Origin of the sequence: Nonomuraea sp. NPDC049028, assembly GCF_043197735.1 — a bacterium.
In the GTDB taxonomy this organism is placed as follows: domain Bacteria; phylum Actinomycetota; class Actinomycetes; order Streptosporangiales; family Streptosporangiaceae; genus Nonomuraea.
The window spans coordinates 616,586-641,930 of record NZ_JBICTR010000005.1 but is presented as its reverse complement, the minus strand read 5'-3'; the positions used below and the strand labels follow the sequence as shown (position 1 = coordinate 641,930).

Genomic DNA, 25,345 nt, shown 5'->3' with positions numbered 1-25,345 from the left:
TTAATCCGATATATCCGCTCTTGTCGGGGTAGCTGGACGAATGTCGCAGGAGAGGACAGGAGTCGCAAATGAGCACATTGGTGGGAAACTGGAAGATGGCGATCACTGACGGGTGCGTTCGGGGCGACCGGCTCTGCCTGTTCAATGTCAGCCCCAAGAACGCCCACGTGGAGCTCACGTTCTGCGCGACGGGCGAGGAACCGCTCGGCCCCTACCGCGCGACGGTGCCCGCGCAGCGCACCAGCGACCTGAGCCTGGACGACCTGGCGGTTTCCGATGCCCTGTCCCCCGGCACCCCCTACGCGGTCGCGGTCGTCTCGGACATGCCGGTGATCGTGCAACTCACCCATGCGCACCCAGATGTACGCCGATCGGCCGCCTGACCTCCCATGGCGGTTCAGTCCTTGACGTCCCCGGCGCCGGAGAAGATCTGCCGGTAATGTTCGGCCGCCTGGGTCATGTCATTGCTGAGGACCTGGAAGAACCGGCTTGCCATCAGGAGCCGGGAGCCGGCCGGGGTCTGGACGCCGAGAACGTCGACGCCCTCCTGGACGGTGTCGGCCCACAGCGTCATCGATCGGATGCCCACCAACCAGGCCCGATACCAGACGTCGACGTCGATGCTGTACCGGTCACGCCGATTGTCACGCTCGCGTTTGACCAGCCCCACCTCCTCAAGCCAGCCGATCCCCTTGGAGATCGACGCGGGGCTGACCCGGAGCCGCTCGACCAGGTCGACAACGGTCATGTCGCCGCTGTCGCTGGTGAACAGGCAGACCATCACCTTGGCCGCCATCGGCGGGATCCCTGACATCGCCCCGGCGAGTTTCCGCTCGAATTCCTGTACGGCCCGGGGGTCACGCCCGCCGATATCCGCGGTGGCCGGTGTATTCAGCGGCGAGTGCGGCCGGCGGTGGGCCCGCCGTCCGGTCGCCTGCTGGGCCCGAGCCGCACGGTAGCCGTGCGGGCCTCCGTTGCGGGCGATCTCGCGGCCGATGGTCGACCTCGGTCGTCCCAGGCGACGGGCGATCTCCGCGTAGGTGAGTCCTTCCACCAGCCCCTCAGCGATCTTGCGACGGTCCTCGTACGTGAGGTGGCCTCCTGGCATGCGCCCTCCCGCTTGTCGCGCCCGCCCAAGTATGCGGCCGGGCCCGCTTGATTGCGACACGCAGCACGGAGTTGTTGCATTTGCCAGCACCGTCGTTTCGCCAATTGCGCCCTTTTGACCTGGGAAAACGAGATTCTTAACTTGCCGAATCCGCGAACGCATCCGTAGCTTTCCTCATATGTGAACGACGACCGTTCACGTGGAGGGGACCGACAATGGCTGCCAAGATATGCCTCGTAACCGGCGCCTCATCCGGCATCGGCCACGCCACCGCACTCGAACTCCTGCGCGGCGGCCACGTCGTGTACGGCGGGGCGCGCCGGGCGCACCAGATGGAGGCGATCCGCGAAGCGGGCGGTCACGCCTTGCCGATGGACGTGACCAAGGAAGAGGACCTCCAGCGGGTCGTCCGTACCGTCCTGGACGCGCACGAGCGGATCGACGTCCTGGTCAACAACGCGGGAGCCGTCGTCCACGGCGCGGTCGAGGACACGCCGATGGCGATGGCGCGAGACGAGTTCGAGGTCAACCTGTTCGGGCCGGCCCGGCTGACCCAGCTCGTCCTCCCGCACATGCGGGCGCGGGGCTCGGGCACGATCGTCAACGTCTCCTCGATCGGCGGCGAGATCGCCCTTCCGCTCGGCGCCTGGTACTACGCCTCCAAGCACGCCCTGGAGGCCTTCTCCGACACTCTGCGCATGGAGGTCGGACAGTTCGGCATCGACGTCGTGGTCGTCCAGCCGGGCATCATCAAGACCGACTTCGAGGCCGGGACCGCGCGGCAACTGCGGGAGATCTCCGGGAGCGGCGCCTACCGGCGGATGGCCGAGGCCATGGCACGGGCGGCCGAGCCGCAGGCAGGCGTGGACAGCCCCGCCTCGGACCCCGGGGTGGTCGCGACGACGATCCGGCAGGCCGTCGAGTCGGCCCGGCCGGAAACCCGCTACGTCGTGGGCTGGCAGGCCGAAGCTTTCCTGGAGCTCAACAGATCCCTCCCGGACCGCGAATTCGACGCGCGCGTCACCGGCTCGCTCAAGTAATCGGGCCGTCAGCTCAACGAGACCCGCAATTCGGAGAAACTCATGACCCCTGCTATCGCCATTTCCGGGCTCGTCAAGGCGTACGGGCCGACACGGGCCCTGGACGGGCTCGATCTCACCGTGGGCACCGGAGAGGTGCATGGCTTTCTCGGCCCGAACGGGGCGGGAAAGAGCACCACCATCCGCGTCCTGCTGGGCCTGATCCGAGCCACCTCCGGCAGCGCCAGGCTGCTGGGCGGCGACCCCTGGGCCGACGCTGTCGCGTTACACCGGCGGCTGGCGTACGTGCCGGGCGATGTGGAGCTGTGGCCCAACCTCACCGGAGGCGAGGCCATCGACGTGCTCGGCCGGCTGCGTGGCGGGCTCGACAACGAGCGGCGGAACGGGTTGATCGAGCGGTTCGAGCTCGATCCGAAGAAGAAGACCCGGACCTACTCCAAGGGCAACCGCCAAAAGGTCGCCCTCGTCGCCGCCCTCGCCGCCGACGTGGAGCTGCTGATCCTCGACGAGCCCACGAGCGGGCTGGACCCGCTGATGGAGGCGGTCTTCCAGCAGGTCGTCGCCGAGGCCAAAGCCGCCGGCCGGACCATCCTGCTGTCCAGTCACATCCTCGCCCAGGTCGAAACCCTCGCCGACCGGATCACCATCATCCGCGACGGAAAGGCGGTGGAGTCGGGGACGCTGGCGCAGATGCGGCATCTGACCCGGACCACGATCGTGGCCGAGACCGCCACCCCGGTAACCGGCCTCAACCAGGTGCCCGGCATCCACAACGCGAAGGTCGAGGGCGGAAGCCTACGGTTCAGCGTGGACTCCGAACACCTCGACGCCGCCGTCCAGCACCTCACCAAGTTCGGCATCCGCTCGCTGGTCAGCCACCCGCCGACGCTCGAGGAGCTCATGCTCCGGCACTACGCGCACAAGGAGGCGGCATGACCACCACGGTTACGCGGGCGCGCGGCCGTACCGGATCGAGCGCGGCGAGCAGCCACCTGACCGGCACCGGCGCGATGGTACGGCTGGCGCTGCGCCGCGACCGGATCAAGCTCACCATCTGGCTGGTCGCCATCACGGCCCTCGTCCCACGCTTCTACTACGCCGCCGTCAGCGCGGTCGTCCCGACGCCCGAGGCCCTGGCCGAAGCGTCGCAGATGATCCGCGTCTCCTTCATGAGGGTGCTCGGCGGGCCTCTGTTCGGCGAGGTCACCACGCAGAGCTACTTCCTCTCCGCCTACTGGGTCGAGTTCCTGCTGGCCGCCGCGATCATGAACATGATGCTCATGACCCGGCACACCCGGGCGGAGGAGCAGACGGGCCGGGCCGAGCTCATCCGCGCGGCCGTGGTGGGCCGGCACGCCCAGCTCACCGGGGCGCTGGTCGTCGCCGTGATCAGCAATGTCGCACTCGCGGCCCTCACCACCGCCGCGACGATCGGCATCGGGTTCCCCGCCGGCAGCGCCCTGCTGTTCGGCGGCTCCCTCGCCGCGATCGGGCTGCTGTTCGCCGGGGTCACCGCGGTGACCGCCCAGGTCACCGAGCATCCCCGAGGCGCCAACGGGCTGGCGGGCATCGTGCTCTTCACCGCGTGGCTGCTGCGCGGCGCGGGGGCGCTGCAGAGCCCGGAGGGCGGCCCGCTGTTCTGGCTGTCGCCGATCGGCTGGTCACAGCAGACCCGGGTGCTGGCCGACGAGCGCTGGTGGCCGCTCGGCCTCTCGGTTCTGCTCGCCGGGCTGCTGGTCGCGGGCGCCTACTCGCTGGCGAGCCGCAGAGATCTCGGCGCCTCCTTGATGGCCCCGCGTCCCGGCCGGGCGTCGGCGCCTTCGTGGCTGCGCTCGCCGTTCACGCTCGCGCTGCGGCTCCAGCAGGCGGCCATCCTCGCGTGGGGAGCCGCGTTCCTCGCCGTCGGCCTCGTCCTGGGCGCCATGACCGGGGGAATGGCGGAAACCGATCTCCCCATCTTCTCCGGTGCGGACTTCGGGCGGGCCTGGATCAGCCTCATGGTGTTCACCGGGTCCCTCTACACCGGCGTGTTCGTGGTCCTGTCGGTCCTCCGGCTCCGGTCGGAGGAGGTGCGCGGGCGGATCGCTCCCGTGCTGGCCGGGCCGACCGGCAGATCGACGTGGTACTGGTCGTCCCTGCTGGTCACCGCGCTCGCCGCGGTCGTCCTGCCGGTGGTGTACGGCGCCGCGCTCGGCATCGGCGCCGCCCTGTCGACCGGCGAGCCCGGCCTCGTGGGAGAGGTCACCTGGGCGAGCCTCATACGCGCCCCCGAGGTGCTGGTGCTGCTCGCCGTGCCCGCCGCGCTGCTCGGGCTCGCCCCACGGGCCGTGAACGCGGCCTGGGCGGTGCTCGTCTACAGCGGGTTCATGCAGGTACTGGGGTCCTACATGAACCTGCCGGGGTGGCTGGTGAACACGTCGGTGCTGTCCCACCTTCCCTGGCACCCGCTGGGGTCCTTCGCCCCGGTGGCTACGGTGGTGCTGACCGTGCTCGCCGCGGCGCTGACGATCCTCGGTCTGTACGGTCTGCGCCGCCGCGATCTCGCCTCGGGCTAAAGGTGCCAGCGGTGACGGCCCGGTGGAGTGCGTTCCACCGGGCCGCCGGTCGTGGTCGAGGTCGAGGTCGTGCCGGGGTCAGCCGCCGTTGGTGAGGGTGAAGCCCTGCTCGGTGCCGAAGGCGGAGATGCGGTCCTGCCAGGTCTTCAGTGCGGCGGACAGGTCACCGCCGCTGTCGATGGCCTGGCCCACGGTGTCCTTGAAGATGCTGTTGGCGTACACCTGGAACGGGAGGTACTGCCAGTCGGGGCGGACGGCGGCCGAGGCGTCGCTCAGGACCTGGTTGATCTTCTGGCCGCCGAAGAACTCCTGCGGCGCGTCACGGAAGGTGGGGTCGTCGAGCAGCACCTTCGTGGCGGGGAACAGCCCGGCCTCGGTGTTGAGCGACTTGACGGCCTCCGGGTCGGAGTTGAGCCACTGCGCGAAGGCGACGGCGGCCGGGATGTTCTTGCTCTGCGGGATGACCGCCACCGAGGAGCCGCCGTTCTCGGCGTTCATCGGCTTGGCCGCGTCGTACTGCGGCATCGGGGCGACCGCCCACTTGCCCTTCGTCTTGGGGATGGAGTTGATGATGCCGTTCGGCGCCCAGGCGCCGGTCAGCCAGACGGCGTACTTGCCCGAGCCCATGCCCTTCCACCACTCGTCGGTCCAGCCGGGCTGCGGGTCGACCAGCTTCTCGCCGAGCAGCGTGCTCATCGTGCCGACCCACTGCTTGACGCCCGGGTCGGAGTCGAGCTTGACGCTGACCGAGGTCTCGCCCGAGGTCTTGAACGGCGCGCCGCCCGCCTGCCAGATCAGGCTGTCCACCCCGCCGGCGTCACCGGGGTCGATGGAGGTGATGAACGAGCCGGAGTCGGCGGCCTTGATCTTCTTGGCCGCGTCGACGAACTCCGCCCACGTGGCCGGCGGCTTGATCTTCAACTTGTCGAAGATGTCCTTGCGGTAGAACATCGCCATGGGGCCGGTATCCTGCGGGACGCCGTAGACGCCGCCGTTGATCGCCACCTGGCCCCACGCCGAGTCGGCGAACTTGTCCTTCAGCGAGGCGGCGCCATAGTCGGCCAGGTTGACGACCTGCTTGGCGAGGGCGAACTGCGGCAGGGCGAAGTATTCGATCTGCGCCACGTCGGGCGCGCCGGAGCCGGCCTTGATCGCGGTCTGCAGCTTGGTGTACTGGTCGGCGGACTGACCCGCGTTCACCACGTTGACCTTGATGTTCGGATATTTCGTGGTGAAGCGGGCGACGGTCTTCTCGATCCCCGTGACCCACGTCCAGAACGTCAGCTCGGCGGGCTTGGACAGCGCGTCCTGCACAGCCGCCGTAGCACTGGGGGCGGCGGCGGACGGGGCGGCGGCACTCCCACCGGAGCCGCCGCCGCACGCGGCGAGGGCCAGAGACAGGGCCGCGGCGATCCCGGCGGGGATGACACCGCGCCGTGATGGAAGGGTTTTCATAGCGTTTCCTTATCCACGGGGGGTTTGTCGGGATTCACTGCTTGACGCTTCCGGTAGCGAGGCCCGACTGCCAGAACCGCTGGAGCCCCAGGAAAGCGATGATCAACGGCACGATCGACAGCAGGCTGCCGGTCAGGATGAGCGTGTAGGTGGCGTCACCGGCACCGGAGGTGCCGCTGTTGGCCTGGGCGTTCCACTGGTTGAGGCCGACCGTGAGCGGGAACCAGTCCGGCGAGTTCAGCACGATCAGCGGCAGGAAGTAGTTGTTCCACGTCGCGACCAGCGCGAAGAGCAGGACCGTGACGAAGCCCGGAGCGAGCAGCCGCAGCGCGATGGTGCGGAAGATCCTGAACTCGCCCGCGCCGTCGATACGGGCCGACTCCAGGATCGAGTCGGGCACCGCGTCGGCCGCGTAGACCCGCATCAGGTAGAGGCCGAACGGGCTGCACAGCGCCGGGATGAGCACCGCCCACGGGGTGTCGACGATCCCGACCCGGCTGAACAGCAGGTACGTCGGCACCGCGAGGGCCGTGCCCGGAATGGAGATGCCGCCCAGCACCACCGCGAACAGCAGCTTGCGGCCCGGGAACTCGTATTTCGCCAGCGCGTAACCGCCGAGGGTGGCCAGCAGGGCGGCACCGCCCGCGCCCACCACGGAGTAGAGCACGGTGTTGCCGAACCAGCGCACGAAGATGCCGTTGTTGTAGCTCAGGGTCTCGCCGATGTTGGCGAACAGGTGGAAGTCCCCGCCGAACCAGAGCCCGAAGGTCGAGAACAGGTCCCCGCCGTTCTTGCTGGCGTTGGCCAGCAGCCAGAACAGCGGCAGCACCGCGTATCCGAACATCACCAGCATGATCACCGTGAGGGCGGGACTCTTCCCCCGGCGCCGCGCCTTGGTGGAGCGGTGCGCGGCCTGCCCGCCCGTGGTGCGGTTCGCCTCGGCGACGGCCGTCACAGCGTCTTCTCCCTTCTCGCCGTGATGATCTGCACCGCGTACGCCACGACGATGGTGACGACGCCGAGCAGCACGGCGACGGTGGCCGAGTAGTTGATCTGCTGGCCGTTGAAGGCGAGGTTGTAGGCGTACATGTTGGGCGTGTAGCTCGTCCCGATCACCGCGGGCGAGAGCTTCTGGAGGATGTTCGGCTCGTTGAAGAGCTGGAAGCTGCCGATGATCGAGAAGATCGTCGCCACGAGCAGCGCGGGACGCAGGGCGGGCAGCTTGATGCTCCAGGCGATGCGGATGGCGCCCGCTCCGTCCATCTCGGCCGCCTCATAGAGCTCGGTCGGCACGGACCGCAGCGCGGCGTACAGGATGATCATGTTGTAGCCGACGAACTCCCAGGTCACCATGTTGCCGATGGAGGAGAGCATCCATGAGCGCGAGAGCAGGTCGGGGACCGCGACGTCGAGGGCCTTGCCGATCTGGCCGACCAGGCCGAACTGGTCTCCGTACATGTAGCCCCACATGAGGGCCGACACCACGGCCGGCACCGCGTACGGCATGAAGATCGTGATGCGGAACAACGACGGCCAGCGCAGCCGACCGCTGTCGATGGCCAGCGCGCAGCCCAGGGCGATGAGCAGCATGACGGGCACCTGCACGACCAGGAAGAGCGCGACGCGGAGCAGGCCGGCGCCGAACAGCGCGTCGCCGATGGCGCGGGTGTAGTTGGCCACGCCGGCGAAGACCGTGCCGCCGATCATGCGCTCCTGGAAGAAGCTGAGATAGATCGCGTACGCCAGCGGCGCGACCACCGCGACCAGGAAGACCACGAAGAACGGCAGGAAGAAGGCGTAGCCGGCGACGCGCAGGCGCAGGACCGGCCGGGCGAGACCGCCGGGCGCGGTCACCGGCCCGGCTGGACCGCCGGGCGCGGTCACCGGCCCGGCTGGACCGCCGGGCGCGGTCACCGGCCCGGCTGGACCGGCGGGCGCGGTCATCCCGTACTCCTGCCGTGGGATGTTCGCGCTGCCACGAAGACTGGCACTGAACTCTCCTTGTCGGGGCATGGCGATCCATGGACCGCCCCATTACCTGCGCCACCGTGGAGCGCTCGGTGCTGTGATCGCGAGACTCCGTGTTTACGTGAACATGGCGAAGATGTCCCGTAGTCTCCATTCGCCGCCAGAACATGTCAATAGGTAACCCAAAGTTAACACAAATGCCTGATTTATCACCGTTTGTGACTACATGTCGGCTAGAGCAGCAGCCTATTGACGGATGGGTCATGTTCACGTAAACATCGTGCGAGAGTTTGCACGACAGCAAGCCCATCGGATGACCAGAGGTGCCAGTGGACGGGGCGACCCAGAAAAGCGTGGCGGCACGGCGCTCGCCCAGGCGGCCGTCCATGGCCGACGTCGCCGCGATGGCAGGAGTCTCCAGTCAGACAGTCTCCCGGGTGGTCAACAACCGCAGCAACGTGGAGGAAGAGACCCGCCAGCGCGTCCTGTCGGCCATGCGCGTCCTCGGATACCGGCCCAACACCGCCGCCCGCGCCCTGGTCACCGGCCAGTTCCGCACCCTGGGCCTGATCAGCTTCGGGCTCGGCAGCTTCGGCAACGCCCGTACGGTCGACGCCGTCACCAAAGCGGCGCAGCGCGCCGGCTACACCGTGAACATGATCGCCGTCGAGTCGCAGACCGAGCGGGCCGTGCACGAGGCGTTCGACCAGCTGACGGTGCAGGCCGTCGACGGCATCGTGGTCATCGAGGCGCAGATCCTCGACACCCCGGCGCTGCGCCTGCCGCCGGACGTACCGGTCGTGATGGCCGACGGCGACGTCAGCCTCCGCCACCCGATGGTCGACACCGACCAGGCCCTCGGCGCCCGGCTCGTCACCCGTCACCTGCTCGGCCTCGGTCACGAGACGGTCTGGCACGTCGCCGGGCCCGAGGACTCCTATGCCGCGCGACGCCGAGCGGAGTCCTGGCACGCGACGCTCAAGGAAGCGGACGCGGCGGTGCCCCAGATGCTGTTCGGCGACTGGAGCGCGGCCAGCGGCTACGAGGCCGGCCGCGTCCTGGCCCGGCGGCCCGGCGTGACGGCCGTCTTCGCCGCCAACGACCAGATGGCCCTCGGCGTGATGCGCGCGATGATCCAGGCGGGACGTCGCATCCCTGAGGATGTGAGCATCGTCGGTTTCGACGACATCGAGGAGTCGGCCTACCTGTCCCCCTCGCTCACCACTGTCCGGCAGGACTTCGACGTGGTGGCCGAGCGGATCGTGTCGCTCATGATCGACCAGATCGAGACCGGTACGGCTCCCGCCGCCACCGCCTTCGTCGCCCCTCAGCTGATCGTCAGGGAGAGCACCGGCGCACCGCCGCCGACCGGCTGATCCGACCAACCCCAGCACGCCCCACACCGACGAAAGTCCCACCAACCGCAGCACGCCCACAGCGAAGAAACGTCCCCGCCGAAGAACGTCCCACCCGCCGCAGCACGCCCCGCCGAAGAAGGGAGGAGCGGCGGTCCTCGCCCGCCGAGGCCGCCGCGCCGACGATGAACGCCGTACCTCACGATGTCAGGCCGGGCTCCGGGACCACCGGCGCCCCGTCCCCGGGCGACCGGTTCTGGCGCCGGCTCGGCGGCGTGGCCTTCGGCGGCGACTACAACCCCGAGCAGTGGCCGGCCGAGACCAGGGCGGAGGACCTGCGCCTCATGGCCGAGGCCCGGGTCAACCTCGTCACCGTCGGGGTGTTCGGCTGGGCGCGTGTGGAGCCAGCGCGCGGCGCGTACGACTTCTCCCTGTTCGACCAGGTCCTGGATGATCTGCACGCGCACGGGATCACCGCCGACCTCGCCACGATGACGGCGTCCCCGCCGCCCTGGCTCGTCCACGAGCACCCGGAGATCCTGCCGGTCACCGCGGACGGGACCGTGCTGGGCCCCGGCGGGCGGCAGCACTTCTGTCCGTCCAGCCCGGTCTACCGGGAACGGGCGGCGCTCCTGGTGGAGCGGCTGGCCACGCACTACCGCGACCATCCGGCTCTCGGGCTGTGGCACGTCGGCAACGAGTACGGCTGCCACATCGCCGCCTGCTACTGCGAGGTGTCGGCGGCCGATTTCCGCCGCTGGCTGCGCGAGCGCTACGGCGACGACCTGGAGGCGCTGAACGACGCCTGGTCGACGGACTTCTGGTCGCAGCGGTACGCCTCCTTCGACCACGTCCAGCCACCCCGCGCGGCTCCGACGTACCCCAATCCGGCACAGCAGCTCGACTACACGCGCTTCGCCAACGAGGCGCTGCGCGACTGCTTCGACCTGGAGGCGGGCATCCTGCGGCGGGTCACTCCCGAGGTGCCGGTCACCACGAACTTCCTGGGCGGCCTGAAGGCCGTGGACGTCTTCGACTGGGCGCCGCGGCTGGACGTCGTGGCGGTCGACTCCTATCCCGACCCCCACGACGAGCGGCCGCATCTGGCTCCTGGCCTGGTGTACGACACGATGCGCGGCGCCGGGGGCGGACAGCCGTGGATCCTGATGGAGCAGGCGCCGAGCGCGGTCAACTGGCGGGGCAGGAACGCGATCAAGCAGCCCGGCCAGATGCGGCTGTGGAGCTGGCAGGCCGTCGCGCAGGGCGCCGACGCGATCCTGTACTTCCAGTGGCGGCAGTCACGCGGCGGCGCCGAGAAGTTCCACTCGGGCATGGTGCCGCACGCGGGGGCCGACAGCAGGGTCTTCCGCGAGATCGCGGCGCTCGGCCGGGAACTGGCCTCGGTGCCCGACCTGCCCGGCACGCGGGTCCGCAACCAGGTGGCGATCCTGCTCGACTGGAACAGCTGGTGGGCGCTCGAACTCGACTCCCACCCCTCCGACGGTGTGCGGCAGGAGGAGCGCCTGCTGGACCATTACGGCCCGCTGTTCGACCTCGGGGTCGGCGTGGACGTGGTGCCGCCCTCGGCCGAGCTGACCGGTTACGCGCTCGTCGTCGTGCCGAACCTGTACCTCCTGTCGAGCGCGGACGCACAACGCGTCTCGGCGTACGTGTCCGGCGGCGGCGCGCTGGCCGTCTCCTTCTTCAGCGGGATCGTGGACGAGCATGACCGGGTCCACCTGGGCGGCTACCCCGCGCCGCTGCGCGAGGTCCTCGGGGTCCGGGTCGAGGAGTTCTGCCCGGCGGCCGAGCACGAGCGGTTTCCCGTACGCGGTCACGGAGTGCTTTCGCACCTCGAAGGGGTCGCCGACCTGTGGCGGGAGGACCTGCATCTGGCCGGGGCCGAGCCCGAGCTCGTCTTCGACTCCGCCGACTGGGCCGGGCGCCCGGCCGTGACCAGGCACGAGTTCGGCGCGGGGATCGCCCGCTACCTCTCGACCCGGCTCGACGCGGTCACTATGCGGGCGGTCCTCGGCCGGGCGCTCGCCGAAGCGGGAGTGACGCCCGTCGTCCAGGGGCTGCCTGCCGGGGTCCAGGCGAGCGTCCGCGCCGGAGCCGGGCGCCGCTTCCTGATCCTGCTGAACCACACCGGCGACAAGCACGACATCGCCCTCGACGGCGAGTGGACCGACGCCCTGGACCCGTCAGACGAGGGCGTCGCCACCGTCACCCTGCCGCCTTCGGGCGTCGCCGTACTCCGTGCGGTGGATTAGGGCGGCATCCCTTCAGCGGATGATGCGGGCCCGCGCCCGGAGCAGTGCCGCCACGATCGCCTCCTCGCGGTCGGGGTCGAGGCGGACGAGGGGGATGGAGCAGCTGAGCGCCTCGCTCGGCACGGGTCCGAAGTCCAGGGTGACGGCGAAGCAACGCAGCCCGAGAGTCGATTCCTGCTCGTCGACGGCGTGGCCACGGCGCCGGATCTCCTCGAGTTCGGCGCGCAGTGCCACCCGGTCGGTGAAGGTGTGGACGGTGCGCGGCTCCAGGGTCTCCGGCAGGAGTTCGTCGACCTCCGCCCAGGGACGCCCGGCGAGGATCGCCTTGCCGAGGCCGGTGGCCCAGCACGGCAGGCGCCGGCCGGGACGGGTGACGACGGCCAGGGAGTGGCGGGAGATGTTGGTGGCCAGATACACGATCTCCATGCCGTCGAGGCGGGCCAGGTGGACGGTCTCGCCGAGCTCGTCGTTGAGCTCGTTCATCACCGGACGGGCCCGCTGGACGACGTCGTCCCGCTCGACGTACGACATCCCGGCCCGCAGCGCGCGGATGCCGAGCCGGTAGCGACCGGCGCCGTCGGTCTCCACCCAGCCCGTGCTCACCAGCGTGGTGAGCAGCGCGTAGCCGCTGGCCCGCGGCAGGCCCAGCGCGGTGGTCAGCTCGCGCAGTGAGCACGTCTTCGGGGCGGAGCTGAGGTGTTCGAGCACCGCGATGGTCCGCTCGGCCGATTTGACGCTGCGGACACCTCCCCCGGTCTCGGCGGATTGAGGTAACGAGTCCGGGGCGTATTGCGTCATCGACCACCTCTTGACGTTTGGTGAAACACCCACTTAATGTCTCGGCTACAAATATAGATGCTGTCTCCATATGTAGACAAGAGGTTGCTGTTGATGTCCCCCGCAGTCACGCGAGTCGCCGCTTCCCTCTCAGGTTTGCTCGCCTTCCCCGTCACACCGTTCACGGAGTCGGGGGACGTGGATCTGTCCGGGCTCAAGGCTCATCTCACGGACGTGCTCGCCGCGCGGCCCAGCGCGATCTTCGTCGCCTGCGGGACCGGGGAGATGGCGTCGTTGACGGCCACGGAGCACCAGGCGGTGGTCAAGGCCGCCGTGGAGCACGTCGCGGGAACGGTCCCGGTGCTCGCCGGGGTCGGCGGCGGCACGCGGACGGCCGCCGAGTTCGCCCGCGCCGCGCAGGCCGCCGGGGCCGACGCCTTGCTGGCGCTGCCGCCGTACCTGCAGGTCGGCCCGCCGACCGGGCTCGTGGCGCACTACCGGGAGGTGGCCGCCGCCACGGATCTGGACGTGATCCTCTACCAGCGCGGTACGGCGCTGTTCTCCCCCGAGGCGGTGGCCGAGCTCGCCGAGGTGGACAACATCGTCGCGCTGAAGGACGGGCACGGCGACATGGAACTGCTCCAGCTCATCCAGACCGCCACCGGCGGACGGCTGCCCCTGCTGAACGGCATGCCGACGGCCGAGATCTTCGCCCGCTCCTACGTCGGCCTCGGCGCCCGCGCCTACTCCTCGGCGGTGCTGGCCTTCCTCCCGGAGGTCGCCGTCGCGTTCTTCCAGGCCTTCGAGAAGGGCGACGACGCGACTCAGGACCTCCTGCTGCGCGAGTTCTACGCCCCTCTCGCCGCACTGCGCAACACGACGCCCGGCTACGCCGTCTCTCTCGTCAAGGCCGGCCTGGACATCCGCGGCCGCTCCGCCGGGCCCGTCCGCTCGCCACTGGCGCAGGTCACCCCGGAGCACCGCGAGCAGCTCGCCCGCATCATCGACCGCGGCCTTTCCGCCCTCAGCGCGGCATCTGTCGCATAGCACGTGGCCTGCCCCGGCACCAGGAGCAGGCGATTTCGGAGGAATTATGATCAACCCCCCAAGCCGCCGCCAGGCGGCCTCTGCCCTCTTGGCGCTGGGCACCCTGCTGTCAGCCGGCGCCTGCTCGGTCGCGAACAGCGGCCCGGAGCCGTCGGCCGGCGGCGGCGCGGCGGCGAGCACCGTCCGCATCGTGCTGCCCGAGGAGCCGCCCACGCTGGAGCCGTGCGACGCCTCCCTCACCGCGACCGGGCGCGTCACCCGGGCCAACATCACCGAGGCGCTGACGGAGCGTGACCCGAGCTCCGGTCAGCTCCAGCCGGCGCTGTCCACGGAGTGGAAGCAGGACTCGCCCACCGAGTGGACCTTCACCCTGCGCAAGGGCGTGAAGTTCCACGACGGCACCCCGTTCGACGCCAAGGCGGCCGCCTTCTCCATCGAGCGCACGCTCGGCTCCAAGGTCGACTGCAACGTCAACGGGTACGTCTTCGGCGGCATCAAGCTCACGGCGACGGCCGCGGACGACGTGACCCTCAAGGTGAAGACGGCCAAGCCGGACCCGATCCTCCCGCTGCGGTTGTCCTTCGTCGAGATCGTGCCGACCACCACGAACGCCACCGGCAAGGTCCGGGAGCCCGTCGGCACCGGCCCGTACAAGATCGCCAAGTGGGACGCCGGCCGCAGCCTGCGCCTGGAGCGGTTCGCCGGATACTGGGGCAAGGCGCCGGCCTTCGCCGCGGCCGAGTACGTCTGGCGTGGTGAGGGCAGCATCCGCGCGGCCATGATCAAGAGCGATGAGGCGGACATCGCCGTCGGGCTCGCCCCCGAGGACGGCGCCGGCGACTCGGCCGTGCAGTTCCCCAACAACGAGACCTCCTACCTGCGCATCGACGCCGCCAAGCCGCCGCTCAACGACCTTCGCGTGCGCCAGGCGATCAACTACGCCATCGACAAGGACGGGCTCGTCGCCTCGGTCTTCGCCGGGCTCGGCAAGCCGGCGGGCCAGCTCGTCCCCGAAGGCGTGACCGGTCACAGCTCGGCCATCCAGCCCTGGCCGTACGACATGGCCCAGGCCAAGAAGCTGATCGCGGAAGCCAAGGCGGCCGGGGTCGCCACGGACACCCCCATCACGATCATCGGCCGGAACGGGATCTACCCCAAGGCCGCCGAGGCGATGGAGGTCGTGCAGAACTCGCTCACCGAGGCCGGGCTCTCGGTGAAGATCCAGATGCTCGACGTGAACGCCTGGCTGGAGTACCTGCTGCGCCCCTTCCCCAAGGACGCCGGCCCCACCCTGCTGCAGGCCCAGCACGGCAACCAGGCCGGTGACGCGGCCTTCACCATGGGCCAGATCTACGGCAGCAAGGGCGCGCAGAGCAGCTTCGGCACCCCCGAACTGGACGACCTGATCAGCGCCGGCGAGCAGGCCTCGGGCGAGGAGCGCCAGACGGCGTTCGCCAAGGCATTGGAGTTCCAGAACAAGGACGTCGTACGCGACGCCGTCCTGGCGCACATGACCGGCATCCTCGCCCTGTCGAAGAAGGTCACCTACAAGCCCAACGCCGCCACGAACGACGAGATGCGCCTCGCCGAGCTGCACCCGGCCGGCTGAAAGGAGCAGGTGTGCTGACCTTCCTGCGGCGTCGCGTCACCTCCAGTGCGATACCGCTGGTCGTGGTGGTTCTCGGCGTGTTCTACCTGGCCCGTCTGACCGGCGACCCGGCGAACCTCTACCTGCCGCTCAGCGCCACCGCTGAGATGCGGGCGGAGTTCGCCGCCCGGCACGGGTTCGACCAGCCGTTGCTCGTCCAGTTCGGTGACTACCTGGCTCAGGTGGTCCGGCTGGACTTCGGCGAGTCGCTGCGGACCGCCGAACCCGCCGCCAACGCGGTGCTGCGGGCGTTCCCCGCGACGCTGCAGCTGGCGGGCGCCACGATGATCCTGGCGATCCTCGGCGCGGTCGTCGTCGGGAGCTGGGCGGCCTACCGCCCGAACTCCCTGGCCGACCGGGTCGCCAGCTTCACCTCGACGACCGCGGCCAGCATGCCGGATTTCTGGTTCGCCATCATGGGCGTCCTGGTCTTCTCCGTGGCGCTCGGCTGGCTGCCCACCTCGGGCACCGAGGGCGCGGCGGCGTGGGTGCTGCCGGTGCTCACCCTGCTGATCCGGCCGTTCGGCGTGCTGGTGCAGGTGGTGCGCGGGGCGATGGTCACGGCGCTGTCGGCGCCGTACATCAAGGTGGCCCGGAGCAAGGGCGCGAGCGAGCTGCGGGTGGTCTTCGGCCACGCACTGCGCAACGCCGCGCCGCCCGCGCTCACCGTGGCCGGTGACCTGGCGGTCGGGCTGGTCAACGGGGCCGTGGTCGTCGAGACCATCTTCGGCTGGCCGGGCATCGGCAAGCTGATGATCACCTCGATCCTGCAGCGCGACTTCGCGGTGCTGCAGGCCGCGGTCCTGGTGACCGCGATCACCATCTTCGCGCTGAACATCGTCATCGACGCCTGTTACGCGCTCCTGGACTCCCGAGTCCGTCAGGGGGTGACGGCATGACCAGCCTCGTGGAGGCTCCTCCCGCCGCTCGGCGGATCACCTGGTGGCGGCTGCTGCTGCGGGACCGGTTCGCCTGCCTGGCGGTGGTGATCCTGGTGATCGTGATCGTCGGCGCCGTCGTGGGGCCGATCCTGCTCGGCGACCTGGCCGTGAAGCAGAACCTGCGGGCGGTCAACCGGCCGCCGTTCAGCCTCGACGACGGCTTCGCGTTCGTGCTCGGCAGCGACTCGCTCGGCCGCAGCCTGCTCGCCCGGCTCATCGTGGCCAGCCGCACGACGCTCTCCGTCGCCATCCCGGCCGTGGCGATCTCCCTGGTCGTCGGGTCGGTCTGGGGCATGTGGGCGGGCTACCACCGAGGCTGGCGGGAGAACGTCTCCATGCGCGTGGCCGACGTCATCCTCAGCTTCCCCTCGCTGCTGCTGGCCGTGGTCGTGCTGTACGTCTTCTCCCCCAGCGCCGGGAACATCGTCCTGGTCCTGGCCATCGCCCGCATCCCGGTCTACCTGCGGGCCGCGCGGGCGGAGTCGGCCGAGCTGCAGAGCCGGTTGTTCGTGGACGCGGCGCGGACGTTCGGCACCAAGAGCTGGGCGATCATCGGCAGGCACGTGGCACCGACCGTGCTGCCCACCCTGTTCACCGTCGCGACTCTGGACTTCTGTTTCGTGATGCTGACCGAATCGTCGCTGAGCTTCCTGGGCATCGGCATCCAGCCGCCGGACATGAGCTGGGGCCTGATGGTCGCCCAAGGGCGGCAGGTACTGCAGAGCGCCTGGTGGATCGCCGTCTTCCCCGGAGTCGCCATCGTGGTGACGACCGTCTCGGCGACCGTCCTCGCGTCCTGGGCGCGCCTGGCCATGGACCCCGGCCAGCGGTGGCGGCTCACCCTGCCCCGCTCTCGCCGCAAGAACTCCCGCCCCGAGAACTCCCGCCCCGAGAACAAGGAGGTGCGCGCGTGAGCGAGTCGAACAGCACGGAGGCCGGGCGCCCGGTGCTGGAGGTGGATCGGCTGGCGGTCGACATCCGCACCCCTTCCGGGACGGTACGCGCCGTACGCGAGGTCAGCTTCTCCGTCCGCTCCGGTGAGACACTGGCGCTCCTGGGCGAGTCGGGCTGCGGCAAGAGCATGACGGCGCAGGCCATCGTCGGCCTGCTCGACCCGGTGGCGCACGTGGCGGGCGGCGCCGTACGCCTCGACGGCACCGACATCCTCACCCTGCCGCCGGCGCAGCGCAGGCGGCTGGCCGGGCCCGGCCTGTCCATCGTGTTCCAGGACGCGCTCACCGCGCTGAACCCCGTACAGACGGTCGGCGCCCAGCTGGCCGAGCCGTTCAGGATCCACGAGCGCGTTTCGCGCCGCGCGGCGCGCGAGCGGGCCGTCGAGCTGATGGAACGGGTCGGCATCCCCGAGGCCCGCTCCCGGGTGAGCGCCTACCCGCACCAGTTCTCCGGCGGCATGCGTCAGCGGCTGCTCATCGCGCTGGCGATGGCCCTGCACCCCAAGGTGCTGCTCGCCGACGAACCCACCACCGCCCTCGACGTCACCGTGCAGGCCCAGATCATGGAGCTGCTGCGCGAGCTGCGCACCGAGCAGCAGACGGCGCTGATCCTGATCACCCACGACCTCGCGGTGGTGGCCGAGCAGGCCGACCACGTGGCCGTCATGTACGCGGGAAACATCGTCGAGACCGGACGGGTGGCGGACGTGTTCGCCCGGCCGCGCCACCCGTACACGCGCGGGCTGCTCGACTCGGTGCCCGCCGAGGTGGCGCGCGGCGTCACCCTGAAGTCCATTCCGGGCAGCCCGCCCGACCTGCACTCGGTGCCCTCGGGCTGCGCCTTCCGCGCGCGCTGCCCGATGGCGAGCGACGTGTGCGCGGCGGAGCGTCCCGTCCTCGTCGAGGCCGGACCCGGTCGCCTGTCCGCGTGTCATCACTGGAAGGAGCTGACCGATGACTGACACATCCGCTATGGAGGCGCCCCTGCTGGACGTGGCAGGGGTGAGCAAGACCTTCCACGTGGCCCGCGGTGCCTCGGGCAGCAACCGGCTGCGCGCGCTGGACGGGGTCGACCTGCGGCTGGCCCGCGGCGAGACGCTGGGCCTGGTCGGGGAGTCCGGCTGCGGCAAGTCGACGCTCGCCCGGGTGCTGCTCATGCTGGAGCGCCCGGACCAGGGCCACGTCAGGTTCGAGGGTACGGACCCGTTCGCGCTGCGCGGCAAGGAGCTGCTGAAGTGGCGGCGCCGGGTGCAGATGGTGTTCCAGGACCCGTTCGCGTCACTGAACGCCCGGCTGTGCGCCGAGGACATCGTCGGCGAGCCATGGCGGACGCACCGTGACCTGGTGCCGGTGAAGGAGCGCGGGAAGCGGGTGGCCGAACTCCTGGAGATGGTCGGGCTGCGGGCGAGCGACGCCCGCCGCTACCCGCAGGAGTTCTCCGGCGGTCAGCGTCAGCGCCTGGGGATCGCCCGCGCGCTCGCCCTCGAACCGGACGTCATCGTGTGCGACGAACCGGTGTCGGCGCTCGACCTGTCGGTCCAGGCGCAGGTGCTCAACCTGCTCACCGACCTGCAGGCCCGGCTGGGCGTGTCGTACGTGTTCATCTCCCATGACCTGTCCGTCGTCCGCCATGTCGCCGACCGGGTCTCGGTCATGTACCTCGGCAAGATCGTCGAGACGGGGCCGACGAAGCAGGTGTTCGACCAGCCGCGCCATCCGTACACCGCCGCGCTCATGTCGGCGGCGCCGGTCCTCGACGTCACCGTGGGGGCTCGGCGGGAGCGGATCCTGCTGCAGGGCGAGGTGCCCTCTCCGCTCGACCCACCGTCGGGCTGCCGGTTCCGTACGCGCTGCTGGAAGGCTGAGGACGTCTGCGCCCAGGTGGTGCCGCCGCTGGAGCCGTACGGTGACGACCCGCCGCACTGGGCCGCGTGTCACCTCCCGCTCCAGGAGGTCGCGGAACCCGGTTGATGAGACCGTAGCTGGGGTGAGACTCTCAGGCGCTCGGTCACCTGACGATCGCTCCTGTCCACCCAGCTAACGGCGACACAGCCGGAGGTATCGATGGCGAGATTGACCCTCATCCATCCTGATGACGCGACCGGGGACGCGGCCAAAGTACTCGCGGCCCTACCGGTCAAGCTCAACATCTTCCGCATGCTGGCGCATGCGGAGTCGTGTGTGCTCCCGCAGGTGCGGCTGGGCACGGCCATCCTCAGCAGCCTCGACCTCGGGCATCGGCGGCGCGAACTGCTGATCCTGCTCGTCGCGCGGATCGAGGGCGGCGCCTACGAATGGCGGCAACATGTGCCGATCGCCCTGGGAGTCGGCGTTCCGCAAGCGCAGATCGACGCCATCGAACACGCGAATCTCGACGACGAGGTCTTCGACGACGCGGAGCGGGCGCTGCTCGCGTTTGGGAAGCAGGTGATCGAGGCCGTCCGGGTCGAGGACAGCGTGTTCACGGAGGTTCGACGACACTTCTCGGAGCGGGAGATCGTCGAGGCTATCCTGGTGATCGGCTTCTACATGACCATGGCACGGTTGACCGAGGTGACGGAGACCGATCTCGACCCGGCCTCGGGAATGACCGTGTTCGACTCCTTCCAGCCCCGGGACACGTCCGCATGAGCCTCGTCGGCGCCTTCGGATCGCTGATGGCCGAGGCGCCGACAGGTACTCGCCGCCGCGGGGAGCACTCGCAGGACATATTCTTGACCCGTCAACAAAATTCGCAACGCGGCGGACCGTAGACATCTCCGCGTCCCCGCTCTGGAGACGAACATGACCGATCGTGCCGACCAGATCATCGACGCGCTGCGCAGCGGCCACGATCATCTGGCCACGCTTGTCCGCGGCCTCGCGGCCGACGACCTCACCCGGCCGTCCGGCGCGTCGGAGTGGGACGTGTCGCAGGTGCTCAGCCACCTGGGCAGCGGCGCCGAGATCAACCTGGCCGGCCTGGAGGCCACGCTCAGCGGCACCGCCGGCCCGGACGGAGACTTCAACAAGTCGGTCTGGGCCCGCTGGGACGCGATGTCCCCGGCCGAGCGGGCCGAGGGCTTCCTGACCGCCAACGAGGCGCTGGTCAGCCGCTACGAGAGCCTCGACGCGCAGACGCGCGAGGAGCTGCGGATCAACCTCGGCTTCCTGCCGGTCCCCGTGGACGTCGCGACCGCGGCGGGGCTGCGGCTCAGCGAGTTCGCTCATCACTCGTGGGACGTCGAGGTCGCCTTCGACCCGGCGGCGACCCTGGCCCCCGCCGCGGCCGGGCTGCTGCTCGACCAGGTGGGCATGCTCATCCACTTCATCGCCAAGGCCGACGCCCTCGCCGGACGCCAGGTCGGCGTGGCCATCCGGACCACCTCGCCCGAGCGCTCCTTCGGGCTCGTCGTGGGTGACGCGGTCAGCCTCACCGACGAGCCGGCTCAGCCCGACGCCGTACTCAACGCGCCGGCCGAGTGGTGGCTGCGTCTCACCACCGGCCGCCACTCTCCCGAGCACACACCGAGCGTGGTGACCCTCACGAGCGACAGCCTCACCTTGGACGACCTGCGCCGGATCTTCCCCGGCTTCTGACCCGCCAACTGATTCGATTTTTGACAGGCACGGCCGTCGCCCGATAGACCCGCGTACGTTCCGTTACCATAGGCCGACACACAGTGTCGGACGGAGCAGATGCGCAATCCCCCACGCGAGCTCGCCCTCGTGATCGGCGCGGTGGCCGTGCTCAGCGCGGTCTTCACCGTGCTGGCCGGCATCTACGTCAACTTCGCCACCGACGGCCAGCCCCAGCTCAACCCGGCGCACATCCTGCCCGCGATCGTCTTCGCCTGCCTGGCCGCCGCGCTCCCGCCGCTGGGCGGCCTCCTGCAGTCGCGCTGGGCCAACCGCTCGGCGACCGCGACCGATCCGTTCACCGCGCACGACCTGCCCACGTACAAGCGGCTGCTCAAGGACCTGCGCTGGGAGGCGCGCGCGCCCAAGCTCGCCGAGCTCCAGGCGCGGGCCGCCCGGCGGGAGCTCGCCTTCGACCGGACAGACCTGGAGAAGGTCACCAAGCAGCGCACCGGCTGGCTCAACGACGTCAAGAGCGCCGAGCCGGTCATCCGGGCCTTCCTCCTGGTGCACGACGTGCCGGACGCCACGGTGGACAAGTGGCTGCGGTCCTACCGCAGGCTGGCCGATCCCCAGCCGTCCCGGCCCGCCCGCCGCAAGAGGCTGGTCATCAGCACGGTGGCGTCGGTGGTGTTCGCGACCGCGGCCTTCCTGGCCTATGTGGTGTACGTCGACACCTACATCCCCGACTCGCTCAAGCGCTCGAACGTGCTGATCCTCTCCCTGTACGCACCCGGCAAGCCCCTGGTCGTCAACACCTCCACGACCGCTCCCCCGCACGCCAGACTGGGCGGCTCGGCCATCAACACGGTCCCCACCGAGGCCCAGCGCTGGGACCTCGAACCGGCCAAGCGCGACGGCGCGTTCTTCCACCGGATCCGCAACCGCGTGAGCGAACGCTGCCTGACCCCGGAGGCCCGGCGCGTCACCGAAGGGATCTTTCTCACCGAGGCGGACTGCGACGGCTCCGACGACCAGCTCTGGCGGCTGACCGGCGACCATGCGATCACTATCGCCTCCCCCAGGGGAAACCTGTGCGCCGAGCCCAACCAGAGCATCGCCGACCCAGGCACCCCGTTGATCCTGCTGGCCTGCGCGGCCGACCGGCCCGGCCAGCGCTGGCTGGTCACCACCCGCCCGCCTGATCTCGGCAGCTCGCTGGCCAGCTCGGAGAACGGCGTGTGCCTGGACGCCACGGGCGCCGCGGACCTGATCACGTGGACCTGCCACGGCGGCGTCAACCAGGCGTTCAGCTACCGGCCGAGCGCCCAGGGGACGTACGCGATCACGATCATGGGCGGCTGCCTGACCGCCACCGGCCCACCGGACCGGCGGCGCCCGTCCCGCGAGCCCTGCTCGGACTCCGCCAGCCAGCACTGGCGCTTCAACTACCGCTCGGCGTACAAGCGGTGGCATTACTGGGAGGTCCAGCACGTCGCCAGCGGCCTGTGCCTGCAACTCGAGCCCGACGGGGCCTCGCTGTCGCTGCGCCCGTGCACCCGCGCGAACGTCCAGCAGTGGCGCACCCCCGACTGGCTGAACCCACCCAACACGCCCACCCACCCCGCCGTCCCGTAACCGCCCAACGAGCCTGCTCGCCCCGCCGTGCCGCACCCGCCCACCACGTCGTCCTGTAGCTGTGCTCAGCGCGCCTCCCGCCGCAGGCCGCACGGGCGGCCGACCATGAGGGGATGTCGGCCACCAACCGCCTGCCCATCCTGAGCCTGGCGCTGGCCTCGGGCTCCATGGACGCCTTCACCTTCCTCGCCCTGGGCCAGGTCTTCACCTCGAACATGACCGGCAACCTGGTCCTGCTCGGCGTGTCGGCCGGCCGTGGCCGCCTCTCCGAGGCCCTGGGCTCGCTGGTGGCGCTGATCGCCTTTACCTGCGGCCTGGTGGCCGCGTTCCGGTTCACCGGCGAGGCCACCGGCTGGGCCGTCCGGATCAGGCTGGCCGTCGCCGCCGAGCTGGGCCTGCTGATCGCGCTGGCCATCGCCTGGGCCCTGTCCGGCCCGCACCTCCCGCTGATCGCGACCGCCGCCCTCGCCATGGGCGTCCAGAGCGCGGTGACTCATCGTCTGCGGACCTTCATCGGCTCGACGACGTTCATCACCGGCGCGCTGACCAGCTCGTTCTCTCGCCTCCTCACTCCCGAGGACGGGCAGCCGCACGTTCCCGAGCTGGTGGCCGTGCTCTTCGCCCTGGCGCTCGGCGCGGCCGCCGCCACGGTGAGCCTGCACCTGCTCCCCGCGGCGGCTCCGGTGATCGCGCTGCTGGCCGTGGCCCTCGCTCTGATCACCGGTACGAGCTGACGCCGCCCGATCAGCCCTCGGACAGGACCGCCCGCAGCCGGGTGACGAAGGACTTCGGGTCGTCGGCGAAGCCGACGTGGCCGCCGGGGAACATCGTCGGCTCGATGCCGAGTGCCGCGGCGAGCGCGATCGAGGTGCGGTCGCAGAGCTGGCCGGCCGAGTCCTCGCCGATGCCGATCACGACGCGGGTACTCGCGGCGCGCAGAGCCGCGAAATCGGGCTGCCAGTGGACGGTGGCCCGCATCTCGTGGGCGAACCAGCGGCGTTCGTCCGCGACCTGCCGCGGGTCGCGGTCCCCGCCGAACATCATCCCGATCGCGTCGTCCGGGATGGGGATGTTGGCCTGAGCCATGAACTTCCGCCAGGCCCCTATGACATCACCCGCGAGGTAGGTGGCGATCTGGTCGTCGGCCCCGGCGTAGAGCTGCTCGCGGTCCTCGAGCGGGTCGACCACCGGGGCCTCATGGGCGATGACGGTGTGGGCCTGTTCGGGGTGGGCCTCGGCGAACGCCAGCGCGGTGACGGCGCCGCCGCTGGAGCCGAAGATCGCGGCCGGGCCGGCGTCTAGGTGGGTCAGGAGCCGGGACAGGTCGTCGGCGCGCAACTGCGGGGTCGAGTCCTGGTCGGGGTCGTGGAGAGGGCTGCGGTTGATGCCGCGTGGGTCGGTGGTGAGCACGGTGTGGTCGGTGGCCAGCAGCTCGGCCGCCGGGGCGAAGGAGTCGGCGTTCATCGGGGCGCCGACGAGCACCACCAAGGGGCCCTCGCCCCGTACCTCGTAGTACAGGCGGGCGTCAGGGACCTCAAGGGTGTTGTGCATCGGAGTTCTCCTGGTCTGGAGGTTGGTGGTCGGTCCAAGAGGTGACTCCGGTGATGGGGCAGAATCGTCGCTTGTGAGCGAAGTCTTTTCCGCCACGTCGGCGGAGGATGCCGAAGACCTGGTCCGGGCGCGTACCGGGGACGATGCCGCGTTCAACCGGCTCGTGGAGCCGCTGCGCCGGGAGCTGCACGCCCACTGCTACCGCATGCTCGGCTCCACCCACGACGCCGACGACGCCCTCCAGGACGCCCTGCTGCGGGCGTGGCGGGGGCTCGCCCGTTTCGAGGGCCGCAGCTCGCTGCGCTCGTGGCTGTACACCGTGGCCACCCACACCTGCCTGGATACCATCGAATCCAGGGGTAGGCGAGCCCTGCCGATGGACCTCGGCCCGTCCAGTGATCGCGCCGTGCTCGGCGACGCCCCGCTGGCCGACGTCGCCTGGCTGGGCCCCTACCCAGACGCGGGCCTCGGCGCGGGCGGGCCGGCCGCGCGCTACGAGCAGCGCGAGGCCGTCGAACTCGCCTTCGTCGCCGCCCTGCAGCACCTCCCGGGCAACCAGCGCGCTGCGCTGCTGCTCTTCGAGGTCCTCGGGTTCTCCGCCGCCGAGATCGCCACCACGATGAACACCTCCACCACGTCGGTGAACTCCGCCCTGGCCCGAGCCCGCAAGATCGTCGCGGAGAAGGTGCCCGCTCCGACCCAGCAGCGGACGTTGCGCCAGATCGACGACGCCAGGGTGCGGGAGATCGTCGCCGGTTACTCCACCGCGCTCGAACGCGGCGACGCCGACGCCCTGGTCGCGCTCCTGACCGAGGACGTCACCTGGTCGATGCCGCCGCTGCCGCACTGGTATCACGGCCTGGCGGCCGTCGCCGACTTCGCCACGCGGGTCCCGCTGACCGCCTGCGGCAGCTGGCGGCACCTGCCGGTCACCGCGAACGGCCAGCCCGCCGTGGCCTGCTACCTCCGGAACGACGGCTCCGGCGCGCACCTCGCCTGGTCGATCAACGTGCTGACCCTGCGCGGCGAGCGCATCCGCGAGGTCACCTCGTTCATCGGCGCCGAGCACTTCACGCCCTTCGGGCTGCCCGCCGCACTGCCCTGAGATGCTCAGGGGCGCCGATGGCGGTAGTGGTGGACGGCCAGGGCGACGGCGCACGCGATGGTGGCGAGCCCGAATCCGATGCCGACGAAGACGTTGGGGCCGATGTTCGAGGTCACTATGTTGAGGACGGCGCTGATCGCGAGCAGGAGCCACAGCACGGGACGGAACATCCCGCGCCGAGCGTCGGCGGACTGTGCCGGACGGGCTGCCTCGGAGACGTTCAGGATGTCGGACATTAAGGATTCGGACATGAGGTGCTCCTCACTCGATGGGCTGTCACACATCGAAGCTACGGACGATCACCGCTGACGACGATCCCACCAACGGGACAAGCCGGGTACAGCAGGCTGTACTCCTCGGCCGATGATCTGCC

The 25,345-nt window shown here is 70.2% G+C and carries 24 protein-coding genes; 17 read left to right on the top strand and 7 right to left on the bottom strand.

Translation table 11 applies throughout. The features are described from left to right. Window positions 1-68 precede the first annotated feature (68 nt). Complete coding sequence (locus tag ACGFJ2_RS22555; protein ID WP_357939434.1) at window positions 69-383, top strand: sensory rhodopsin transducer; 315 nt, start codon at window positions 69-71, stop codon at window positions 381-383. A 14-nt stretch (window positions 384-397) separates the two neighbouring features. Here the strand turns inward: ACGFJ2_RS22555 and ACGFJ2_RS22550 are convergent, their stop codons facing one another. Further along, window positions 398-1,108 carry a helix-turn-helix domain-containing protein gene (locus ACGFJ2_RS22550; RefSeq protein ID WP_393471119.1) on the bottom strand — a complete coding sequence of 237 codons (711 nt, stop codon included), beginning with the start codon at window positions 1,106-1,108 and terminating at the stop codon, window positions 398-400. Window positions 1,109-1,323: 215 nt separating this feature from the next. Between ACGFJ2_RS22550 and ACGFJ2_RS22545 the strand changes: the two genes are divergently transcribed. From ACGFJ2_RS22545 to ACGFJ2_RS22535, 3 genes are read left to right on the top strand one after another with little or no spacing between them, the layout of a single operon-like run. After that, window positions 1,324-2,148, top strand: coding sequence for an oxidoreductase (locus ACGFJ2_RS22545; RefSeq protein WP_393471116.1), 825 nt, complete (start codon window positions 1,324-1,326; stop codon window positions 2,146-2,148). 42 nt (window positions 2,149-2,190) lie between these two features. Continuing rightward, window positions 2,191-3,084, top strand: coding sequence for an ATP-binding cassette domain-containing protein (locus ACGFJ2_RS22540; protein ID WP_393471113.1), 894 nt, complete (start codon window positions 2,191-2,193; stop codon window positions 3,082-3,084). After that, window positions 3,081-4,703: an ABC transporter permease gene (locus ACGFJ2_RS22535; protein ID WP_393471110.1), complete on the top strand. Its 1,623-nt coding sequence runs from the start codon at window positions 3,081-3,083 to the stop codon at window positions 4,701-4,703. Before ACGFJ2_RS22540 ends, ACGFJ2_RS22535 begins: the two co-directional genes overlap by 4 nt. A gap of 78 nt (window positions 4,704-4,781) precedes the next feature. Here ACGFJ2_RS22535 and ACGFJ2_RS22530 read toward each other — a convergent pair whose 3' ends face one another. Genes ACGFJ2_RS22530 through ACGFJ2_RS22520 form a run of 3 tightly spaced genes read right to left on the bottom strand, consistent with a single transcriptional unit; the run spans window position 4,782 to window position 8,102 of the window. Beyond that, entirely contained in the window at window positions 4,782-6,158 is a 1,377-nt protein-coding gene (locus ACGFJ2_RS22530; protein ID WP_393471107.1) for an ABC transporter substrate-binding protein, read from the bottom strand. A 34-nt stretch (window positions 6,159-6,192) separates the two neighbouring features. Continuing rightward, a complete protein-coding gene (locus ACGFJ2_RS22525) occupies window positions 6,193-7,113 on the bottom strand; it encodes a carbohydrate ABC transporter permease (protein WP_393471105.1) in 921 nt (306 codons plus the stop codon). Then, complete coding sequence (locus ACGFJ2_RS22520; protein ID WP_393471102.1) at window positions 7,110-8,102, bottom strand: carbohydrate ABC transporter permease; 993 nt, start codon at window positions 8,100-8,102, stop codon at window positions 7,110-7,112. The genes ACGFJ2_RS22525 and ACGFJ2_RS22520 overlap by 4 nt, the downstream gene beginning before the upstream one ends. Window positions 8,103-8,512: 410 nt before the next feature. On the opposite strand from ACGFJ2_RS22520, the gene ACGFJ2_RS22515 reads away from it, so the two are divergent. After that, the gene (locus tag ACGFJ2_RS22515) at window positions 8,513-9,502 is read left to right on the top strand and encodes a LacI family DNA-binding transcriptional regulator (RefSeq protein WP_357939418.1); all 990 of its coding nucleotides are present in this window, start codon (window positions 8,513-8,515) and stop codon (window positions 9,500-9,502) included. Window positions 9,503-9,666: 164 nt separating this feature from the next. Beyond that, a complete protein-coding gene (locus ACGFJ2_RS22510; protein ID WP_393471099.1) occupies window positions 9,667-11,754 on the top strand; it encodes a beta-galactosidase in 2,088 nt (695 codons plus the stop codon). Between the two features lie 12 nt (window positions 11,755-11,766). On the opposite strand, the gene ACGFJ2_RS22505 is transcribed toward ACGFJ2_RS22510, so the two are convergent. Then, a complete protein-coding gene (locus ACGFJ2_RS22505) occupies window positions 11,767-12,552 on the bottom strand; it encodes an IclR family transcriptional regulator (RefSeq protein WP_393471096.1) in 786 nt (261 codons plus the stop codon). A gap of 93 nt (window positions 12,553-12,645) precedes the next feature. On the opposite strand from ACGFJ2_RS22505, the gene ACGFJ2_RS22500 reads away from it, so the two are divergent. From ACGFJ2_RS22500 to ACGFJ2_RS22455, 10 genes are all read left to right on the top strand, one after another. Then, window positions 12,646-13,578 carry a 5-dehydro-4-deoxyglucarate dehydratase gene (locus ACGFJ2_RS22500; protein WP_393471093.1) on the top strand — a complete coding sequence of 311 codons (933 nt, stop codon included), beginning with the start codon at window positions 12,646-12,648 and terminating at the stop codon, window positions 13,576-13,578. Between the two features lie 46 nt (window positions 13,579-13,624). After that, entirely contained in the window at window positions 13,625-15,187 is a 1,563-nt protein-coding gene (locus ACGFJ2_RS22495) for an ABC transporter substrate-binding protein (protein WP_393471090.1), read from the top strand. A gap of 11 nt (window positions 15,188-15,198) precedes the next feature. Further along, entirely contained in the window at window positions 15,199-16,125 is a 927-nt protein-coding gene (locus tag ACGFJ2_RS22490; RefSeq protein WP_358193345.1) for an ABC transporter permease, read from the top strand. Next, window positions 16,122-17,081: an ABC transporter permease gene (locus ACGFJ2_RS22485; RefSeq protein ID WP_393471087.1), complete on the top strand. Its 960-nt coding sequence runs from the start codon at window positions 16,122-16,124 to the stop codon at window positions 17,079-17,081. The genes ACGFJ2_RS22490 and ACGFJ2_RS22485 overlap by 4 nt, the downstream gene beginning before the upstream one ends. Further along, the gene (locus ACGFJ2_RS22480) at window positions 17,078-18,082 is read left to right on the top strand and encodes an ABC transporter ATP-binding protein (RefSeq protein ID WP_393471084.1); all 1,005 of its coding nucleotides are present in this window, start codon (window positions 17,078-17,080) and stop codon (window positions 18,080-18,082) included. Before ACGFJ2_RS22485 ends, ACGFJ2_RS22480 begins: the two co-directional genes overlap by 4 nt. Next, complete coding sequence (locus tag ACGFJ2_RS22475) at window positions 18,075-19,091, top strand: ABC transporter ATP-binding protein (protein ID WP_393471081.1); 1,017 nt, start codon at window positions 18,075-18,077, stop codon at window positions 19,089-19,091. The genes ACGFJ2_RS22480 and ACGFJ2_RS22475 overlap by 8 nt, the downstream gene beginning before the upstream one ends. A 93-nt stretch (window positions 19,092-19,184) precedes the next feature. Next, window positions 19,185-19,751, top strand: a complete 567-nt coding sequence (locus ACGFJ2_RS22470; protein WP_358193394.1) for a carboxymuconolactone decarboxylase family protein — start codon at window positions 19,185-19,187, stop codon at window positions 19,749-19,751. A gap of 153 nt (window positions 19,752-19,904) precedes the next feature. Next, window positions 19,905-20,699, top strand: a complete 795-nt coding sequence (locus tag ACGFJ2_RS22465; protein WP_357939398.1) for a maleylpyruvate isomerase family mycothiol-dependent enzyme — start codon at window positions 19,905-19,907, stop codon at window positions 20,697-20,699. A gap of 99 nt (window positions 20,700-20,798) precedes the next feature. Beyond that, window positions 20,799-22,316 (top strand): RICIN domain-containing protein, encoded by a 1,518-nt coding sequence (locus ACGFJ2_RS22460; protein WP_393471077.1) that lies wholly within the window; start codon window positions 20,799-20,801, stop codon window positions 22,314-22,316. Between the two features lie 113 nt (window positions 22,317-22,429). Then, window positions 22,430-23,050 carry a YoaK family protein gene (locus tag ACGFJ2_RS22455; protein WP_358193422.1) on the top strand — a complete coding sequence of 207 codons (621 nt, stop codon included), beginning with the start codon at window positions 22,430-22,432 and terminating at the stop codon, window positions 23,048-23,050. A 10-nt stretch (window positions 23,051-23,060) separates the two neighbouring features. On the opposite strand, the gene ACGFJ2_RS22450 is transcribed toward ACGFJ2_RS22455, so the two are convergent. Further along, entirely contained in the window at window positions 23,061-23,867 is an 807-nt protein-coding gene (locus ACGFJ2_RS22450) for an alpha/beta fold hydrolase (protein WP_393471074.1), read from the bottom strand. Between the two features lie 73 nt (window positions 23,868-23,940). On the opposite strand from ACGFJ2_RS22450, the gene ACGFJ2_RS22445 reads away from it, so the two are divergent. Further along, the gene (locus tag ACGFJ2_RS22445; RefSeq protein WP_393471071.1) at window positions 23,941-24,972 is read left to right on the top strand and encodes a sigma-70 family RNA polymerase sigma factor; all 1,032 of its coding nucleotides are present in this window, start codon (window positions 23,941-23,943) and stop codon (window positions 24,970-24,972) included. A gap of 5 nt (window positions 24,973-24,977) precedes the next feature. Here ACGFJ2_RS22445 and ACGFJ2_RS22440 read toward each other — a convergent pair whose 3' ends face one another. Continuing rightward, entirely contained in the window at window positions 24,978-25,223 is a 246-nt protein-coding gene (locus ACGFJ2_RS22440) for a hypothetical protein (protein ID WP_358193458.1), read from the bottom strand. Between the last annotated feature and the right edge of the window lie 122 nt (window positions 25,224-25,345).